Source organism: Pseudoalteromonas luteoviolacea CPMOR-1 (assembly GCF_001625685.1).
Classification (GTDB): Bacteria; Pseudomonadota; Gammaproteobacteria; order Enterobacterales; family Alteromonadaceae; genus Pseudoalteromonas; species Pseudoalteromonas luteoviolacea_K.
This window is the reverse complement of record NZ_AUYC01000035.1, coordinates 18,926-34,422: the sequence shown is the minus strand read 5'-3', so window position 1 is coordinate 34,422 and position 15,497 is coordinate 18,926. Positions and strand designations below refer to the sequence as shown.

17 protein-coding genes are annotated in these 15,497 nt (G+C 39.1%); 11 read left to right on the top strand and 6 right to left on the bottom strand.

Translation table 11 applies throughout. The annotated features are described in order from the left end of the window. Positions 1 to 7: 7 nt before the first annotated feature. On the top strand, positions 8 to 253 hold the full coding sequence (locus tag N473_RS14815) for a hypothetical protein (protein WP_039609988.1): 246 nt from the start codon (positions 8 to 10) through the stop codon (positions 251 to 253). Here the strand turns inward: N473_RS14815 and N473_RS14810 are convergent. Beyond that, positions 248 to 754: a GNAT family N-acetyltransferase gene (locus tag N473_RS14810; RefSeq protein ID WP_063368588.1), complete on the bottom strand. Its 507-nt coding sequence runs from the start codon at positions 752 to 754 to the stop codon at positions 248 to 250. The two genes, N473_RS14815 and N473_RS14810, sit on opposite strands and share 6 nt — an antisense overlap. 77 nt (positions 755 to 831) lie before the next feature. On the opposite strand from N473_RS14810, the gene N473_RS14805 reads away from it, so the two are divergent. Both N473_RS14805 and N473_RS14800 read left to right on the top strand, forming a co-directional pair. Next, entirely contained in the window at positions 832 to 1,041 is a 210-nt protein-coding gene (locus tag N473_RS14805) for a hypothetical protein (protein WP_063368587.1), read from the top strand. Between the two features lie 204 nt (positions 1,042 to 1,245). Continuing rightward, complete coding sequence (locus tag N473_RS14800; RefSeq protein WP_063368586.1) at positions 1,246 to 2,754, top strand: hypothetical protein; 1,509 nt, start codon at positions 1,246 to 1,248, stop codon at positions 2,752 to 2,754. Between the two features lie 81 nt (positions 2,755 to 2,835). Here N473_RS14800 and N473_RS14795 read toward each other — a convergent pair whose 3' ends face one another. Continuing rightward, positions 2,836 to 3,201, bottom strand: coding sequence for a hypothetical protein (locus N473_RS14795; protein WP_063368585.1), 366 nt, complete (start codon positions 3,199 to 3,201; stop codon positions 2,836 to 2,838). A 317-nt stretch (positions 3,202 to 3,518) separates the two neighbouring features. On the opposite strand from N473_RS14795, the gene N473_RS14790 reads away from it, so the two are divergent. Genes N473_RS14790 through N473_RS14780 form a run of 3 tightly spaced genes read left to right on the top strand, consistent with a single transcriptional unit; the run spans position 3,519 to position 6,073 of the window. Further along, positions 3,519 to 4,367: a hypothetical protein gene (locus tag N473_RS14790; protein WP_063368584.1), complete on the top strand. Its 849-nt coding sequence runs from the start codon at positions 3,519 to 3,521 to the stop codon at positions 4,365 to 4,367. 27 nt (positions 4,368 to 4,394) lie between these two features. Beyond that, a complete protein-coding gene (locus tag N473_RS14785) occupies positions 4,395 to 5,192 on the top strand; it encodes a hypothetical protein (RefSeq protein WP_063368583.1) in 798 nt (265 codons plus the stop codon). A gap of 29 nt (positions 5,193 to 5,221) precedes the next feature. Beyond that, entirely contained in the window at positions 5,222 to 6,073 is an 852-nt protein-coding gene (locus N473_RS14780) for a hypothetical protein (protein WP_063368582.1), read from the top strand. A 67-nt stretch (positions 6,074 to 6,140) separates the two neighbouring features. On the opposite strand, the gene N473_RS14775 is transcribed toward N473_RS14780, so the two are convergent. After that, the gene (locus N473_RS14775; RefSeq protein ID WP_063368581.1) at positions 6,141 to 7,226 is read right to left on the bottom strand and encodes a helix-turn-helix domain-containing protein; all 1,086 of its coding nucleotides are present in this window, start codon (positions 7,224 to 7,226) and stop codon (positions 6,141 to 6,143) included. A 212-nt stretch (positions 7,227 to 7,438) separates the two neighbouring features. Between N473_RS14775 and N473_RS14770 the strand changes: the two genes are divergently transcribed. The 5 genes from N473_RS14770 (at position 7,439) to N473_RS14750 (ending at position 12,306) form a co-directional block, all read left to right on the top strand. Next, positions 7,439 to 8,422: a response regulator gene (locus tag N473_RS14770; protein ID WP_063368580.1), complete on the top strand. Its 984-nt coding sequence runs from the start codon at positions 7,439 to 7,441 to the stop codon at positions 8,420 to 8,422. A gap of 197 nt (positions 8,423 to 8,619) precedes the next feature. Further along, complete coding sequence (locus N473_RS14765) at positions 8,620 to 9,615, top strand: ChaN family lipoprotein (RefSeq protein ID WP_196766416.1); 996 nt, start codon at positions 8,620 to 8,622, stop codon at positions 9,613 to 9,615. Between the two features lie 250 nt (positions 9,616 to 9,865). Further along, positions 9,866 to 10,441 carry a hypothetical protein gene (locus N473_RS14760; protein WP_063368579.1) on the top strand — a complete coding sequence of 192 codons (576 nt, stop codon included), beginning with the start codon at positions 9,866 to 9,868 and terminating at the stop codon, positions 10,439 to 10,441. Positions 10,442 to 11,151: 710 nt separating this feature from the next. Continuing rightward, complete coding sequence (locus N473_RS14755; RefSeq protein ID WP_063368578.1) at positions 11,152 to 11,739, top strand: hypothetical protein; 588 nt, start codon at positions 11,152 to 11,154, stop codon at positions 11,737 to 11,739. A gap of 237 nt (positions 11,740 to 11,976) precedes the next feature. Further along, positions 11,977 to 12,306, top strand: coding sequence for a hypothetical protein (locus N473_RS14750; RefSeq protein WP_155735621.1), 330 nt, complete (start codon positions 11,977 to 11,979; stop codon positions 12,304 to 12,306). Between the two features lie 224 nt (positions 12,307 to 12,530). On the opposite strand, the gene N473_RS14745 is transcribed toward N473_RS14750, so the two are convergent. The 3 genes from N473_RS14745 to N473_RS26265 form a co-directional block, all read right to left on the bottom strand. Then, positions 12,531 to 12,785 (bottom strand): hypothetical protein, encoded by a 255-nt coding sequence (locus tag N473_RS14745; RefSeq protein ID WP_063368576.1) that lies wholly within the window; start codon positions 12,783 to 12,785, stop codon positions 12,531 to 12,533. Positions 12,786 to 12,937: 152 nt separating this feature from the next. Then, complete coding sequence (locus N473_RS14740; protein ID WP_063368575.1) at positions 12,938 to 13,267, bottom strand: putative quinol monooxygenase; 330 nt, start codon at positions 13,265 to 13,267, stop codon at positions 12,938 to 12,940. A 325-nt stretch (positions 13,268 to 13,592) separates the two neighbouring features. Next, positions 13,593 to 15,410: a fibrinogen-like YCDxxxxGGGW domain-containing protein gene (locus N473_RS26265; RefSeq protein ID WP_063368574.1), complete on the bottom strand. Its 1,818-nt coding sequence runs from the start codon at positions 15,408 to 15,410 to the stop codon at positions 13,593 to 13,595. Positions 15,411 to 15,497: the final 87 nt, after the last annotated feature.

Here is a 15,497-nt window from a genome sequence, read left to right as displayed (position 1 = left end):
AAAAAATATGAAAAAACTTTTAGCAATTGCCGCTTTAATCTCACTTACAGCTTGCTCAAAGGTAAGTATTGAAAATTATGAAAAAATATCCGTTGGTATGGAAAAAGCCGAACTTGAGCAGGTTTTGGGTTCAGCTGATTCTTGTGAAGAAAAAACACTTCATACCAATTGTGTTTGGGGCAATGAATCTAAAAACATCACAGTGACGTTAGTTTCTGGTCGCGTTACTTTATTTAGTAAAAAAGGTTTATAAAGCACGCCTTTTAGGATCGGTTTGGCAAATGCATAAGCGATAGTGCTTATGCTTTTGCTCAAAGCCCAAATGCTTCAGCAACTTAATACTTCTTTTATTCTCTTTATCGACGTTGGCATTAATCTGTCCAATCAGTGCTTTAGGTAAGATACTCGACAATGAGTCAATCAGATAACTAGCCGCTTCGCGCATATACCCTTTCCCCCACTGTTCAGGGGCAAGCTCATAGCCAATTGATATTTCTGACGTTGATTCTTGATAATCAAACAAGCCTATGGAGCCAATCAAAGCCCCCTCATTTAACAACGCAAAACGAACCCCAACTCCTTGATAAAAAAGCTCTAAATCACTTTGGATCATGGCTTTAATATCTTGCAAGGTTAAGTCGGTGCCGTAGTCGTTATAATGACTCACTTTAGGGTCATTCAAAATTTCCAGTAGTGCGCTGCAGTCTCTATAAGAGACGAGGCGTAATATTAGCCTTTTTGTTCGTAGTTCCATCTGGTTTATGGGTCGATTTTTTATTATTTTGGTATAAACTACTCCATCTTATTTTAAAGTCCAGTGAAGATAAAAATATGACTGAAAAAAGTGACGAATTTAAGGTGATCCCCCCTACTACAAAAGTTTTGTGTCCAGAAAAAGGGGAAGGTTGGACTCTAACGGGTATTACAGGCATCGATGAACACACTTCTGTCATGTTCCAAGGCGTTCGCTATACACTCCCCGCAAAATTAATTGTTGAAGAACTGCTCCCTAACTATCTGGAATCTCAGAAAAACAATTGATCACCCCTAATTTTTAATCCATTAGTTGTATTTTATTGTTGCAATTTTGTTCATATGGGAGGATGATACAATGAGATTGCAAAGATAATAATGGATGCGTCTGTCTCGAAGGAATAAGAATGCACATCGTACAATGGACGTAGATGTGTGATTACTTTGTGTTGTGTTAGCTTGCTTAGGATAAACTGAACAGAGTTTGTTACCATGCTAAAAACATCACTAACCATTTTAACCCTCGCAACCGCGTCACTACCCTCCCTCAGTGTTGCAAACACTTGCCAAGGCGAGCTCTTTGGTATTAATGCTGGACGTGGCGATGTGGGGATTTTATTTGGCTTAAATGAGCAGAATAATAGTGCATATGCACAAACCCTTGCCGAATTTAGCGCTTCCGCTTTAGCTTATGATAGTGAAGATAAGCGCATGTATTACATTTCAGCACCCAGACCCATCGAATACAAAGTAGATATAAGTGGGTTAGTCGGACTCACTGAAGAGCAAAAGGCGCACTTACCTATTGAAGGCCAGCGATTTAAGTATTTACGTCTTGCTTATTACGATTTCAATACCAACTCACATACCGTGGTCGACAGAACGACACAAGTGTTGAGTATGGTCTTTGACCCTGATAGCAACGCATTACTTGGTACTGACTTTAAAAAGCTTTATCAAATCAACAAAGAGACTGGTGCTGCCACTGAATTAGGTGCTCTAGGTTCATTAAAAGGTAAATTCAGAGGCGACTTGGTTATCCAAGATGGTAACCTCTATTTAATTACTAGTCGCTCTGTTTATCAAATCAACAGAACAACATATGAAGTCACCAAGCTGGCAAATCATTCGTTGACTGCTGCTACAGGCGCGACACTGAACCAAGCTGGAGAAGTCGTTGTTAGTCGAACACTCATCAATGATTATGGTCATGTAAATCGCTCCAAGCTTTACAAAATGAACCCACAATCTGGTAACACGTGTCTACTGGCAACAGTGCCGGTACGCTTAAATGATTTGGCAACAAATACCGACAGTGAAGTTGCTTGTTATACTACGCCAACATGTGAAACCGATCCTATTCCGTCGTTTACCTTAGAGGCGATTAAAGACTCCGCTTTTGAAGGTGCTCAGCTTGAATATCAAATCACATTAAGTGATGACTATTACCAAGATGTGTCCATTGATTTAAGTATTACGCACGGTTCCACTAGTGCTTCGGACGTCAGCTTAAGCCAAAGTAGCATCACTATACCTAGTGGTGAGACAGTAGGCAGCGTAGTCATCAACACGATTGATGACCAAGATTATGAAGGCGACGAGACATTCACTCTAGAAGCAACCGCGGATCAAAACGTAACGGGAACAGCTTCATTACCTGGTACCGTACTTGAGAACGACCCTCAGTGTATTCCTGATGAATATACCCGTATCAACTACCAATTTGTTAGTGAAAGCGCTGGATATAATAATGATTGGGGTGTCAAAGTTAACGGCAGCTACGTCAAACTACTTGACGAATATGGCGGCTCAGGCAGCTATGATGTACTAGTTGGCAGCAGCTACAACTATGTTCTAGCCATCAACGGAAATAGTAACCAGTTGACCACCAACTACACTGTTTATGGCGACAAACAGTATTGGGAAGATCAAAACGACAATGACTACAATGATTTTGTCGTGAGAGTGTGGACTACGCCAATTCAAAAAGGATGTGATTAAGTAAAAGTAATCTAACCTTGTTTGCGATTTGCTGCTTAACTGGCCTTAACAGCAAATCGCTTTTTTACATCAAACTGTACCCTACTCCCAAAATACATAATGTGTTTGTTTCTCAAAACTATTGGCTGAAGTTCTCACGTCAAAAGTGTACTTATGCATAGAGTCAAACTTCACCGTCTCACGTAAAATACCTTTTTGATACTTATATTTGATCTGCTCGTCTGGAGTGAGGGCCGAATACGCCGCACCAATTGATATATTGTGTTGTTGATTTTTAATGTCAACGAGATAAGAACTGAATTGTTTTTGTGTTTGATTTTCAACTGTGACAGGTTGCACATTTGGTATGTCTATCTTATCACTAAAGTCCGAAAATACAGGGGCTGCCAATGCGCCAGATGAAACTAGGCATCCCAACATTACATATTTCACATCAGATATAACCATATTTTCTCCTTTTTTATACTCATTTCTACTTTAAACAAAAAACCAACTGAAATACCAGCTTAAAAAGGACTAAAAACGACTACTTTCCAGGTCTACATTTATGTGCACCCTCATAAAAATAAAATAAATTCAATATATTCAATGTATTAAAATAACTCTAAATAAAAAGAGTCTATTTAGAGTGACCGGGACGCTTAGCAAGTACACGCTAGGTAAAGTGGCTCCAGTGCTTAGCAACAAGCACAAAACACTTCATCAAGCTATCTACACAAGAGGGATACGCAAGGTGAGAACAATATTAAATTGGAGCAATTAATATGAACACATTTAAAAAACTCGCCATACTAACAGGGCTAACCTGCATATCAATATCAGCAAACGCCCATCATTTGGACGCTGATCAGCGCGCTAAATTGTCGAGCATCTTAGGTTGCATGTCTCAATCTGATGACACGATTCACATCCATGGCTGTAACCTACAAATTACTAATGGACTCAATGATACACAGTCTAACAACGGTACAGGTAACTTAATTATTGGCTATAACGATATCAGTACGGAGCCGCCTGTCTCTAAATCTGGCTCGCATAATCTAATCATTGGCCACGGACATACTTACACCCGTTCAGGTTCTTTGATTGCAGGTACCAAAAATACCGTACATGCCCCTTCTAGTTTCGTTACAGGCTCTAGTAGCTTAGTCGAGGGTGCAAATGCAGACAGAGGTACCATTGCTGGCGGACTAGGTAATACAAACAAAGCGTTTTTAAGCGGTATTTTAGGGGGCAATAACAACACGATTTCAGACCAATTCTCTCATGCAATGGTCATTTTAGGGGGTCAAAGTAATGATTTAGATGGACAATACAGCACAATTGCTGGCGGCGTAAACAACAAAGTAGTTAAAGCACTACAAGTCAATATTCTAGGCGGTCAAAACAATACAGCCACAGTACAACAGACTGTTATTGCCGGTGGTCGTAACAACACCGCAGCGCGAGAAGCTGCCACCATTTTGGGCGGACAAAATAACACCGCAAAAGGATTCCGTTCCACCATCGCAGGTGGTGCAGACAGACAAACAACCACTGACCACGAATTCCGAGCGGGTACTTTCAACTCGCAAGACCCATATAGAGCGGACGCTTTAAACGAACAAAACTAATTAAGACAAAACTAAAGGATAACGAACATGAAACTATTATCTAAATTTGCTGTTGTTGCACTTTCAGCCGCCTCTATAAACGCACAAGCAACAACACTCACTGAACAAGAACAAACTGCTTTAATTGACATTCTTTCTTGCTTAGAGCGTGTAGACAACACATTGATTGTGCGAGGGTGTGACGTTCAAGTTGTTAATGGCTCTCACGGTAACGAGGTTAAAAATGGTAAGGGTAATGTCATTGTTGGATACAACAGACAAACAACCGCTTCTCAACACACAGTCACAGGTTCGCATAACTTAGTGATTGGAGATGGACATCAATTCTCGTCAATTGGCAGTATTATCGCCGGTGACAGCAATTCAGCTTTTGCAAATTCGACCTCCGTGGCTGGTGTAAATAATCAAGTCTCAGGATTTAACAGCGTAATATGGGGCGGTGAATCAAATACAGCTGAAGCGGCTTTCTCTGTGATTTTAGGTGGACAACAAAATAACACCTTGCCGTTTCATAACTTCGCTTTAATTGCCGGTGGTAAAGGCAACACAGCTAAAAACTTTTTTGCTTCGATTTATGGCGGTGAAAACAACGTTGCAAAAGGTCAGAGCTCGATGATTTTAGGCGGTCAAAACAACTTCACAGATGGTCCGCTTTCAAGCATCACCGGTGGTCGTAACAATGAAGCCAATGGTGAACTCAGTGCCGTATTAGGTGGTGAATTCAATCGTGCAAATGGATTTACTTCCAGTATCGGTGGCGGCCTTAGCCGGACCATCGGTGGTAAAGATGACTATCAAGCTGGCTACTTTTTCTCTGATAAATAACCTAAAACAAACCATTTTGGAGTAACAACATGTTGAATTTAAAAAAATCATTTACCCTAATAAGCATTGCACTTATCAGCACTACCTCCTTTGCAAGTTCACACGACCACGGTAACGACCCAATAAACAGTGACCATGCATTACGCGCTATTTTACAATGCATGACTAAAGTTGATAACACTCTGGTGATCAATGGCTGTAACCTACATATCGCAAATGGTACAGGTTATACACACAAGAAAAATAATGTCAGCGCAGCCAATGGTGTCGGAAACTTAATTTTGGGATACAACACACTCAAGTATGGTAGCCAAACGCCTGAACTTGATCGTAGAGGCTCGCACAATGTCATTTTAGGTGATGGTCATAGCTATCAATCAACAGGCACATTAATTACTGGGCGGAATAATACAGTGACTGGTCAATCCGCAGTTATTGCTGGCTCTGGCAATCAAATCAGTGGTTATGGTTCTGCCATCATGTCAGGTAGCAACCACACTATTGAAGCGAACCATGCCAGTATTTTTGGTGGCACTAACAATACAATATATGCAGATGCAACTTGGGGAAGTATTTCTGGTGGTGAAACAAACCGAGTTTACGCGCAACTTGCAAGTGTCATAGGCGGTCGTCACAACTCAGCCTTTGGTATCGCCTCTTCTATCAGTGGCGGTCAATTTAACCAGACAACTACCAGCGCGCCTTATGCTGTGGTTGTTGGCGGAAGTGACAATAAATCAGGCAGCCCAGCTGCGGTTGTACTAGGCGGGCGCTTTAATGAAGCAAATGGAGAAGCATCTACCGTCGCAGGTGGCTTCAAACGCTCAACAACAGGTATACATGACTATCGAGCAGGCAGTAACTTCTTCTCTAACCAGTAGTAAACACTATCTCCCATCACTCTTCGGTTAAAGCCATCTACTAGATGGCTTTTTTTGATAAGCACACTCATTCAACCAATAAATGAGTGAGGGATTTAACAGCGCGTTGTGAGTCATCATGAAATAAGCCACACGCTTCTTTTCTAAATTGGCTTGGAGTTAAGCCTGTATAAGATTTAAATAACTTATTAAACGTAGATTTGCTATTGAAGCCAGCGTCAAAAGCCACTGCGAGTACTTTATGCGATGTTTTACACAATAAAAGCTTTGCTTCATCAACACGATAACGATTCACAAAGTCGTAAAAGTTCATATTTAAATGCGTGTTTAGTGTGCATGATACTTCAGCGGTTGTTGAGTCAATATGTTTAGCTAGTTCTGAAATACTTAATTGAGGGTTTAAAAATAACTTATCATTACGCATTGAATTATTAAGTTGACGAATTATGTGCTCATAGGACTTGCATTGATGCTTATGTGTTTGAAGACTATCACTAAGCTCAGATGCATTACCTTGTACGTAAAGCGGTTTAATTTGATTAAAGTAGGACAAATAAAATAACCAAAAGCTCATAGGTACATAGCTAGCCAACGCAATTAATTTACTTACAGGCACAGAAAAAATATCGTTTACAGACAAAAGTAAAAGAACTAAGCACCAGCATACAAGCTGGAACCTAGCCATAACGACAAGCCAAGCGTAATTGTCGTATTGTTGATTGGTTACCTCAATTTTAAAGGTTGGCTGATGCTGATTTAAGTAATAAACGATATAAATCGCATATGACAAGGCGCACACAACACCAAAACAAAACTCCCAAGTCATACTGAACAAGTAACTTGCACAAATAGGCAGCGCATGAAATACATCTTCAAAAGAGACTTTTTTCGCCTCTACATGAAAACGAACATAAAAATAAAATACCAGTCCATAGAAAGCATCAAATGATATGAAACTGGTGTATGCCATTATGTCCGTCATAACAAAGGCAACTTGGGTTAGCTCTGTCACAAACAACAAAATCCAAATGCTTATGAGACTACAAGCGAGCGTTTTTGTTTTGGATAAAAAGAGCAACAGGCAGACAATACACCCTAAAACTAAGCTCAAAATATAGAAATTTCTGATCACATCAGTTACTAGCTCAAACATACTTATTTTCCTTATTTTCATTTGCGCTAAGATGCAGACCGTACACATCGAAAAAATGTTACAATAATAATTACAAATTTAAAAAAATGTAATTTCAGCTCTACTCTTTAACGTTACTGTTAGACATGTCAGGTACAACCATTGCTTTTGCGGTATTGCTGCTCATAATTATTAATCAAGACTTCATTTAATCTGAACACAAGTTGCAAGCGATGAAAAAATTCTCTGTGCTCTTAGTCGAAGACAACCAGATTTACGCTAACTTAGTCCAGCTACTAGGTGGAGATAGAGCCGAGTTTACCTGGTGTCACAATTTAGAAGCGGCAAATAGAGCTTTAGATAACCAACAGTTTGATATTTATCTTCTGGATCTTTATTTACCAGATGGGGATAGTATCGAGTTTTGTCGCCGTATTAACACTCCTAAAAAAGAAGATACGATAACCGTATTTTTAAGTGGCGAAACAGATTTAGAGTGGCGATTACGAGCATTTGAAGCTGGAGCAGAAAATTACATACAAAAAGATATTGGCAAAGAAGTTCTAAAAATTAAACTGGACAGCTTGCTAGATTATCAAGCTAAGCGATTGCGCGCTTTAAAGCACGCAAAGAAAGATTCTCAAATACAAACAGACAGAACGTTTAGAACCCAGCTTGATCACAATGCACTTATTCACTTCTATCGCCAATGTTTAAACCTCAACGACATCAACAAATTTTCTGGTTACCTATCTTCACTAATGCAGAGCTGGGAGCTTGATTACATAGCCAGGTTAACACTCACAGATGGTACAGAGTATCATTTTAAAAATAATGATGAAGCCATATGTGATATGGAACTTGAACTATTCAATGACTTAGAGGCCAACAGTGCCAACGTTCAGTCTTTTGGGCAATCTACTTTTTTTAAATATAATCAGGCTGAATTGATTGTCAAAAATATGCCAACTGACAGTTATAATAAAGGATCATTAATAGATATTTTTCACTATGTTGTCGAAGCAATCGATATTAGGCTTAATGAAATTGCAAAACTACAACACATGGACTCAATAATTCAGGAAATAAAAGAGCACTTAGCCGATAGACACGATGATAAAAGCCTCGCCCTAGTTAATGAGTTAGTTGATGATTTAGCAGCCATCACTTCAGAAAAAGATCTAAGTGATGACAATGATGATATGGTGTTTTTCTAAACCATTTGAAAGGCCAAAAAACTTAAAAAGTGAATTTATCAACTTAAAGCCTGCCTTGAGTTTCACGCGGACTACTGTTTTATAAAGAAATAGTGCCAATACAACACATTAAACCGAACTCGACACCACTAATGAGAACAGTTATCATTACAACTGATAATTGTTCAATTCGAACTAGTGAGTTCCACGGGATTTTAATGAAAATAATCAGGCGTTTTAAAGCAACAGTGATGCTATCAACCTCTATCGTACTGGCTCAGGGGTGTGTGACGACACAACAAGATATGCCGTCGCCCAAGCGCACGACCATGCTAGATGATTATACCTTGTTCAGTGCAAGTGATGAGCAACCTATCACAGCTGAACAGCTAGCTGTAAAATTAAACAGCGTTGACGTAATATTTATAGGCGAATACCACACCCACAGTGCCTCTCACCGTTTACAGGCAAATTTACTCCCTCTAATATTCAGACAAAACCCGAATTTGATACTGAGCTTTGAGCAATTTGCACGCGATAAACAAACTATATTGAATCAATATTTGAACAATGAAATTGGTGAGCAAACATTGATAAAACAAGCTGATGCTTGGGACAACTATCAAAGTGACTATCGCCCTTTAGTAGAATTCGCACGTGAAAACAAACTACGTGCTATTGCAGCAAATACGCCCCTGAGTATTGTGCGCTGTGTTGCTCGAAAAGGGCCTGAATATATTCAGCAATTTAAAGCCCCGCAAAAAAAATGGGTCGCGCAGGATATCACGTCTAGTTCGACTGCATATCAAGAAAAATTTAAAACTGCTATGGGTCATCACGGCTCAAAAACGGCCAAATCAGGGCCCGTCAAAATGAGTAATAGCTTTTATGCTCAGCTAGCGCGTGATAACACCATGGCAGAATCAATCTTTAACGCGCTAAAGCAATCTAAAAATGGTCAAGTCATTCACTTTAATGGTGCTTTCCATAGTAACTACCACCTCGGTACGGTCGATGCGCTTAAAAAGCTTGATCCTAAGCTAAATATTGCCGTTATCAGCCCACAGTTTAAAAATGAAGCTATTGATTGGTCTGTCGGTGATTTTGTATACAAAATAAAACCATTACCTAAACGGTATATTAAAAAAGAAAATTTAAATCAGGCGATCAAAGTGATGATGGAAAAGCGTAAATCGACGCATTGTGAGTTGTAATTAGGCTTTTTAAAGTTCATATATTACAACCGTTTAAAGTGACTTTGTAAAACTTTCAAATATGAGACCAATGTAAAACTATTAGTAGTATGTTGGTCTGTACGAATTTATAATGCGCTCTTGGTTTTTGGATGTTATTTGTCTAGTCTTTTATAAACTTGTACTTTAAAATTACATCCAAAAATAGTCAAATCACATTAATCTAATACGAATTACCAAGTTCATCACAGAAAAAACTGAATAAATTTTTATGGCATCTTATTTTACAATTTTCTCGCTCCCTGACCATCACATTGATTATCTAAAACAAAATGAAGACGAAATTTTCGAGTATATGGATGGTGAGTTAGTTTGCCGAAAAACCACCCAAAAGCTGAAAAGGTTAATTTTTAAGGCGTTAAACCTGACTCACAAAAACATTGACTTCCCAACTCAGCCTGTAGAGACATTTAACCCAGATATAAACCACAAAAGCGTTCCCACTTTTCATTTTATACTCAATGGAACAACTGATTTCATATTAGGGGCTGGAACCATATTTCAAACATGGTTATCTACTGATACCCACAGTGCCATTAACATGGATAACATGAATGAAAACTTCGCATTTAAAAGTGAAATGGTCCCAGACTTATTAAAAATAGTGAATCAATTAACCGACTCAAAAATAAAATCAAGATACTGTGAGTGGTTTTCTGTAAACTACCCTGAACATACACCCTGTGACATTGAGCTATCCGAGTTATGTGATGGTTTTGTTACTTTTAGAAACGGATTAGAACACGCAGTTGAAAATAAACTAGGTATTATGTGGGTTGCTTGTTAATTTAAGCGTAAAAGTTGCTATGTAAAATAAAAATCACTGAACAAGTATTTATTACGGGCCAGCAATATACCAGCATCATTGTTTGGCCCTTATGCACATAAAAAATAAACGTTATCGATCACCTTCCGGCAACCATAGTCATGACCTCTAAAACAGAATCCTGATACAGCTGAGTCAACTGAGCCCTAAATGAAAGCCCTTCATCTTTATTAAAATTGCATTATTTATATCAATCACCAAAAAAGCTTGGTCCTTGCACATTTCAACCGCTCAAGAAATCAAACAGTTACCCAATGTCGTAAAGCTATTGACTAACTCTGAGGTTTGTATCAAAGGTAATCATATACTTCTGCGTCACTAAACAATTAACCTATTTTGCGACCAGTCATGTGTTTTGGTGCTTAATCTCAACTTTTTAACACAAACACTTAAGATTCGTGCAATATGCCGCCAAAAAACTAAAAAATGGGCCCTCTGTAGGCTTAATTATTTTGTTTTGATCCAATGTAAGAGAAATCCTAATCACCATGCGATTATTTTTAATACAAAAACACTGCCTACAGGGTATACTCAATAAAAATGACAAATAACAAGATAAAAACTAAGGTAAAAAAATAGTATTGGTACTTTCACTGCAAGCTTTCAACGTGATAAATAGACAAAAGCACAGCTGGGCAATACTTGACCAAAGAACGAATGAGAATTAAAAAGTGGACCCATTAAAAAAACTTACTGAAAGAAACAAGAAATACGAAAAAATAAAACGAAAAGAGCGAATAGAAGTTGTAAAGCATTTACCGCTTATCGCTGTTTTTATCATTATTTATTTATCAATTTATGTGTATTTGGGTATTGATAACTACAAACCCAATACAGAGAGTTTATTGGGAATGTCTAAACAAGTATGGCTTTTTTCCATGATAATAAGCGGTGGTTTCTGCGTGATATTCTTTGTTGGCAGTTTAGCTTCGATACTTTGGTTCTTCCTCATATCTAAGCATATTAAAGTCAAACATTTACCTCTTAAGGCAGTTTTTATTCCGTTACTTTCTTTCATCTTAAGCTTGGTTTGTTTTATGCTTGGTCACTACCTCGACCAACTCATCCATGATAACTCATCGTCAATTGCAAAAATGATGAGGTTTGGTTATGAAACAACGCCACTTTTAATCGCTTTGCCAATCAATATGTTTATCGCAGGGATCGCGTTAATGTTGTTTAAAACGCTAATATCAATAGCTTCTTTTCCATTTGGTGCCAAAAAGCATGCAGAAAAGATTATCGCACTCAATAAATAACTGGCAATTCATTCTATCAACGCACAACAAAGCTTTACATTGTGTAGTCTAATCAACATACAGACTACACAATGTATATCATACTCTACGCCACGTCTGTGGCATGTTGCTCAAGCCACACACTAATACCTTGTTTACGACTATTTGTGGCTTCGTTTGCCCCCGCTGCAACAAGATCAGTTAGCAGCACTTTTCCTAGGGAATGCCTGTACTGGGCCTCTGCTCGAGCAAAAAACAGTGCCATTTTTGAGAGAAGCAGCAGCACGTTACCAAGCGGACCTTATTTTAGTGTACAAAAGTAGCTGTAATAATTTCAAACAATGGAACGTATTTGAAAAAGACCGTACACGCGCATCTTGCATCACAGAGGCAGTCCTAATAGATACCAGAACAGGCGTTGTGCCATTTACAATCACATCTACAAAGCGATATACAGCCAATCGCAATGCAAGCGATTTAAGTTTCTATGAAACCATTAAACATGCTGAGGTAAAAGCGATTAATGACGGATTAAGTGACATCGCCACCAAACTTAAAGCATTTATAGAAGCAACGCCAACGCTTTAGCCGATAAGCGACTCATTTGAATTGAATAAATTTAAAAACGTAATTAGTGAGTTGATTTATCATAATCATGTATAACGAGAAATTGTCTTTTGACAACCTCTCGTTATTTCTTAAATCGCGATATTTCCGTCGTGTGATCCCATTCATTTTTCACTTAACTATTAGGTTTTCAGCACCGCCACTATCCATATAGAGCTGGCGGTGCTGTTACAGGTAAAGCAACGTTAGTCTGTGCATTTTTTCATTTCAGAAGCGTTTACATATTCTTCCCATTGATGCCGTATGTCCTTCCAACTTAGTCGCCATACAGTGCAATGTGATGTCAATGATTCATCCACTACAATGCGCTTTGTCACTAAATGCCCACAACCTCCAGCACAACCTTTGCCTTTGTTTTCAGTGTCACACTCAACTACAGTTAGCCAATATTGATGCGCGTGTGCTGCATTGTAATAATCTTGAAATGGTCTTTGAGCCACCTGCTTAAAATCTCGCCTTTGCTCTCAGTACTCTTGTGTCGATTCACAGAACATTGTCAAAAATGACACACTACAAAGCGCAATGAACGTACTTTTATGTATCAATTTATAGAGATGCAAAATTCAGCTGTTCCAATTAATATAAACGTTTTTTATAAGGTTTCTGAATAAAACCCTTCAAAACCATCTGTTGTTTCAGTGAATTCGGCATAAAACTCTTCAATCATCGACATAGCGATTGGTTCAACTTCAGTATTCCAAACAGGCCCTTCATAAAAGTCTTTTTTTAGCCGAGTTTGCTCTTCAAGTGATGAGAAGGCACGCATCCAGTGTACTTTATCTGGGTTTTCCAAATCACGCATTGGTCCAAACACTAGCATGCCTGCATCGCGAAGGGCTTGACGGTTTGTACTCTCAAAAAATTGAATAAACGCTTCTCTTTTTCCTGGCTTAAGTGTGTAGTGTCGAATTTCGATGATCATTTGTCTCTTGTCCTTCAGTTTATTGTTATATTTTTAAATATTGAAAAATCTAGAAGGCTGTACCGCAACAGCCTTAAATATAGGCCATAATACTATTTAGCTTTATTTTACATGTCGATGTATAAAACGACACCTCAAATCTAAGAAAGTTAGCTATCTATTAAGTTAAAAACACGCTGGCTCTGATACCACATAAAGACACACATGAAAAAGTGTTTCAGGAAAAAGATAACACAATAATGAAGAGTCTCGCCTTTCATGCTATTCACATAATAAATGGGGCATAACAGGGCCCCATTTATTGAGCTCAATCCGCTAGTTTAAATTATCTAAACCATAATAATGCCCAACGGGTGCCATTGGAGTTAGAGCCATTACATTGACCCGAACCTGTACCGCCGCTCGCAGTACCCAGTGCAACCCAACATGCTGTGTTATGTACATTGCGTTGCCAACCAACCACAGTTGCGTTTTTATAGCTTGCACTGGTAACACATGATTCATGTTTAGGATCATAATTTGTTATAGAAGTTGAGCAGCTTGGGATCAATTGTCCACTCGTGTATTGTGCCTGCTGCTCTTCATATGCCCAAGATCGACGAATAGTCTCAACGTCACCACCGTTTAAATCAATCGCATAAACACTATTACATCCAGAAGATGAGCAACCAGACTGCTCTCTTACCGCATTAAACTCAGAGACATCCCCTTTATATATACCAGTTAAACTCGGATTGTTAGGTGTAGTATCAGGTGTGTTTGCATATTGTGTTAAATATGCTTTTCCACCAGGAGTTGACTTTGAATACGTGCCAACGAGTGTCCAACCGCCGCCGTCAGTTTCCATGTCACAATATGCTTCAAAAGGGTCAGTACCCACATCCTGACCATCCGGGTCAATAACATATACACCAGATGGAGCACTCGGATTATTCGCTAAAATTGCCTTACAGGTCGTGCCATCTTGACCAAGTACTTTTCTATTAATCACATCCAGTTCAGCCCTTTGTTGGTTTACTAGTGCAACTAAGCTGTTAATCTGATTTTGTAACTCATTGCGCGTAATGGTGTCTCTTGAATCCGCATACTCTTTGGTTACCAAGTGATTATTTTGCGTTGGTGTATCTGCAATCGCATTGCCTACAACTTCTAACGCCACACTCGGACTTGTAGTACCCACGCCAACACTCACCGTTGTAGTCACTGTGTTATTGCCATCGGTCCAGTGAGTTGTGCCTGCCTCCCCTTTTAGCCCCTGTGGTCCAGTAATACCCTGTGGTCCTTGGATACCTTGTAATCCCTGTAAGCCTTGAGGGCCAATTTGACCGTCAATGCCAGGGATGCCTGGTTCGCCTTGCGGACCTGCAAGCCCCTGTACTCCTTGAATACCTTGCTCACCCTGCTCGCCTTTAAATTCTTGCCACTTGACGCCATCACATATCAAAATTTGATGCAGGTCAGCTGAGTAATACATCACGCCTTCGTGGCTTTGTAGACACTCTACAGGCGCAACACCCATTGGCTTTAATCGTAATGCGCCTCTGATTTCAGTATTACCATCATTGATATACGGATAATCGGTTAAGACTGCGCTTTGTGTTACTGACACATTATCAAAATAAACAGCTGAAGAGGATGAACTCGTATTTGAAAGCTCTATCTGGACGCTTGCCCCAGATGCTATCAATGCTTGATGTGATATATCAGGGGTAAAACTGCCCGTTACATTGGTAAATGTGCCTTGAGCAGGGCTCCCCGAAATGGACACTGGAATGTAGCTACCATCAACTCGTAAACCCACTGCGTAGCTGCCAAAGTTAATTTGATGGCTTTGTCCAACCGCAAAGCTGATTGTGTACTCATGACTTGCGCGAAGTGGGACACCCAAATCTTGCGTTAGTATCCCGCCCTGATTGGCAAATCCAACGTTTTCTATGCCAGCTTCATTTGTAAACTGGGTTATTTCTGGGTTCACTATGCCAGCCGAATTTATTGCATTCCAGCCACTGACTTGATTAAGCACTTGACCTTCATTCAAAACATCAACATCAAAGCCATTATTTATCGTAAGTTCTTGCGCGCTGACTTGGCTAGATAAAATTGCCGCAGCAACCAATGTTAGAGAAGCTTTATTTTTATACACTCTGTTACAATTCCATTTTATTAAATTAAAAGAAGTTTAACCGTCTGATTATACCTAGCAAATAAACCAATATTATTAATAAATTTT

What these genes read in the sequence shown, in the direction of transcription:
- N473_RS14740 (WP_063368575.1), bottom strand. Translation starts at nt 13,267, where the DNA reads ATGATCATCGAAATTCGACACTACACACTTAAGCCAGGAAAAAGAGAA.
- N473_RS14810 (WP_063368588.1), bottom strand. Translation starts at nt 754, where the DNA reads ATGGAACTACGAACAAAAAGGCTAATATTACGCCTCGTCTCTTATAGA.
- N473_RS14790 (WP_063368584.1), top strand. Translation starts at nt 3,519, where the DNA reads ATGAACACATTTAAAAAACTCGCCATACTAACAGGGCTAACCTGCATA.
- N473_RS14775 (WP_063368581.1), bottom strand. Translation starts at nt 7,226, where the DNA reads ATGTTTGAGCTAGTAACTGATGTGATCAGAAATTTCTATATTTTGAGC.
- N473_RS14805 (WP_063368587.1), top strand. Translation starts at nt 832, where the DNA reads ATGACTGAAAAAAGTGACGAATTTAAGGTGATCCCCCCTACTACAAAA.
- N473_RS14760 (WP_063368579.1), top strand. Translation starts at nt 9,866, where the DNA reads ATGGCATCTTATTTTACAATTTTCTCGCTCCCTGACCATCACATTGAT.
- N473_RS14795 (WP_063368585.1), bottom strand. Translation starts at nt 3,201, where the DNA reads ATGGTTATATCTGATGTGAAATATGTAATGTTGGGATGCCTAGTTTCA.
- N473_RS14785 (WP_063368583.1), top strand. Translation starts at nt 4,395, where the DNA reads ATGAAACTATTATCTAAATTTGCTGTTGTTGCACTTTCAGCCGCCTCT.
- N473_RS14815 (WP_039609988.1), top strand. Translation starts at nt 8, where the DNA reads ATGAAAAAACTTTTAGCAATTGCCGCTTTAATCTCACTTACAGCTTGC.
- N473_RS14780 (WP_063368582.1), top strand. Translation starts at nt 5,222, where the DNA reads ATGTTGAATTTAAAAAAATCATTTACCCTAATAAGCATTGCACTTATC.
- N473_RS14770 (WP_063368580.1), top strand. Translation starts at nt 7,439, where the DNA reads ATGAAAAAATTCTCTGTGCTCTTAGTCGAAGACAACCAGATTTACGCT.
- N473_RS14765 (WP_196766416.1), top strand. Translation starts at nt 8,620, where the DNA reads ATGAAAATAATCAGGCGTTTTAAAGCAACAGTGATGCTATCAACCTCT.
- N473_RS14800 (WP_063368586.1), top strand. Translation starts at nt 1,246, where the DNA reads ATGCTAAAAACATCACTAACCATTTTAACCCTCGCAACCGCGTCACTA.